1 protein-coding gene and 1 pseudogene are annotated in these 2,324 nt (G+C 32.3%); one reads left to right on the plus strand and one right to left on the minus strand.

The annotated features are described in order from the left end of the window. Positions 1-118: pseudogene (locus GJ691_RS19775) on the plus strand (IS110 family transposase); the annotation flags it as partial. A gap of 324 nt (positions 119-442) precedes the next feature. Here the strand turns inward: GJ691_RS19775 and GJ691_RS15780 are convergent. Then, complete coding sequence (locus GJ691_RS15780; protein WP_047247894.1) at positions 443-1,795, minus strand: TrkH family potassium uptake protein; 1,353 nt, start codon at positions 1,793-1,795, stop codon at positions 443-445. Positions 1,796-2,324 lie beyond the last annotated feature (529 nt).

Here is a 2,324-nt window from a genome sequence, read left to right on the forward strand (position 1 = left end):
TAAGCACCAAGGTAGAAACGTAAAGAGTATCATTATCAAAGTAGCGAGAAAACTACTTAGTAGGACTTTGGCCGTTATTAAGACAGAGACCCCTTATTGCATAGGGGTACTGGAGTGAAAGATAAAAAAACAAACCATAACAAAGCTCACAAAATAGTAGAGAGACCCGTACCACAGAACAACGTGGGTGATCCAGGAAACCGGAATCACATCTTTATAGCAAGTGGCCGGGTCTATTATAGCTTATAATCATACAGATGCTGGTGAACCCTAAGACAAAAGGTGTATCACATATAGGATGCGGAGCAAGTTATATTAAAGAAAAAAAGGTGGTTTAAGGCAAAAAAGAAAATATTGATTAACTTTAGAGAACTGGACTAGGGCTTTTCATAGGATACGTTGTTGTGTGGCGTTTTTTCTATTTTTCTAATTATTAATTTTTTCATACAGCCAAATCATCAGTTCTAATTTTTTTAGAATCGTTCTCATTTTGTTGCAATAATGCAAATCCAAAAGTTAGAACTCCAACTCGTCCAATAAACATTAAAATAATAATCAATATTTTCCCAACGTTAGTTAAATCTCCTGTAATTCCTGTACTTAATCCAACTGTTCCTAAAGCGGATGCTACTTCAAATAATATGCTGTCAAAAGAAAAGTTTTCAAAGTAAGAAAGTAAAAATGAAAACAAGAAAATTAAACTTGTGTAAAGCATAAAAGTTGATGTGGCAACGTATATTCTTTCAAAAGGAATAAGTCTGTTTAAAAATGTGATTTTTTTCTGACCAAACAATCGACTTTTTAATATCGATAGCATTGCCGTCAATGTCGTTATTTTCATTCCTCCTGCTGTTCCTGAAGGCGAAGCTCCAATATACATAAGAAAGGTTATAAGCAATAATATTGGCAAGGATAATTCACCGATAGGTATTGTGTTAAACCCAACTGTTGTCATAGCTGACATTGCTTGGAAGAAAGAGGTCATAAGTGAACTATTCGAACCGAGAATAGAGGATGATTCTGTTGTGTAAATGAGTAAAGTTCCTAAAAAAAGTAAAAACAAAAACCCATAAATAATGATTTTAGTTGTGAACGAAATTTCTTTTGATTTACCCCTAATTCGATACCACAAATCTGTAATTACAATAAAACCCAAAGAACCAGAAATTGCTAATACAGAAATAATTGTGTTTATAAAAGTATTGTCTTGATAGCTTTCGAAACCATCATTAAACAATCCAAAACCAGCTGTACAAAACGATGAAATACTATGAAAAATTGAAAACCAAATTGCTTTTAAACTCCCCATTCCAGAATTGGTAAAGGCAAAGTAGAAAAGTATAGCTCCAATAGTTTCCATTATTAGGGTAAAAACAATAACGCTTTTGATAAAATCTTTTATCTGAATTGTATTAGGTAATGTAAATTCCGTTCCTATTAATTTACTATGCCAATGTGTTATTTTTTTGGTAGTAAATAATAAATAGTATGTCGTTAGCGTCATATATCCAATTCCGCCAATTTGTATTAAAGCCATAATAACAAATTGACCGAAAAAATTATAGGAATCGAAAACGCTTATTGTCACAAGTCCAGTAGTTGAAATAGCAGAAGTTGAAATAAATAAATTATCTAAAAAAGAAATGTCGGTTTTGTGAAAGAAAGGAATAGACAGTAAAATAAATCCAATTAGCGTATACAAAAAGAATCCCCAAACTAAATTCATTTGAGGTGATTTACTAATTTGGAATTTTCGGTACCAATTAGATATTTTCTTGTATGTTTTATTTTCCATTCTTTGTATTTCGGTTTTTTTTAATGATACACAACGGTCTTGTGTATGAAACGTAGCGTATAAATAAACACTAATTTTTCGGATTAAGCACGAGCCAAATTTTTATTTTTTCTATTTATCTTTTAATTTCTAAATATACAAAAATAAAAAATTGGCGGACTCAATAAATAAACAAAAACCTCTCGGAAAGCCTGTGATAGCTATGTTTTATAGCATCGATGAAAAAGCAGTAAGTCGAGTATCTTTAAAATGAACAAAAAATTAAAGATATGGTTACTCAAATTACTGCTGTACCGAAGTTATACATTGGCATCGACATTCACAAGCGAAGTTGGAAAGTGCATTGTGCGACAGATTTGTTTTCAGGCAAGTCATTTTCAATGAATCCGGACCCGGAACAACTTAAAGATTATGTTGATAAACATTTTGCTAATCATGAAGTATCGACCGCATACGAGGCAGGTTGCTGTGGATATTCAGCTCATCGTTGTTTCGAGTCCTATGGTTGGTCTTCCCTAGTGGTCAATCC

It is taken from the genome of Maribacter luteus, from assembly GCF_009674825.1.
Taxonomy (GTDB): Bacteria; Bacteroidota; Bacteroidia; order Flavobacteriales; family Flavobacteriaceae; genus Maribacter_A; species Maribacter_A luteus.

Coding starts and splice junctions, on each gene's coding strand:
- GJ691_RS15780 (WP_047247894.1), bottom strand. CDS start 1,795: ATGGAAAATAAAACATACAAGAAAATATCTAATTGGTACCGAAAATTC.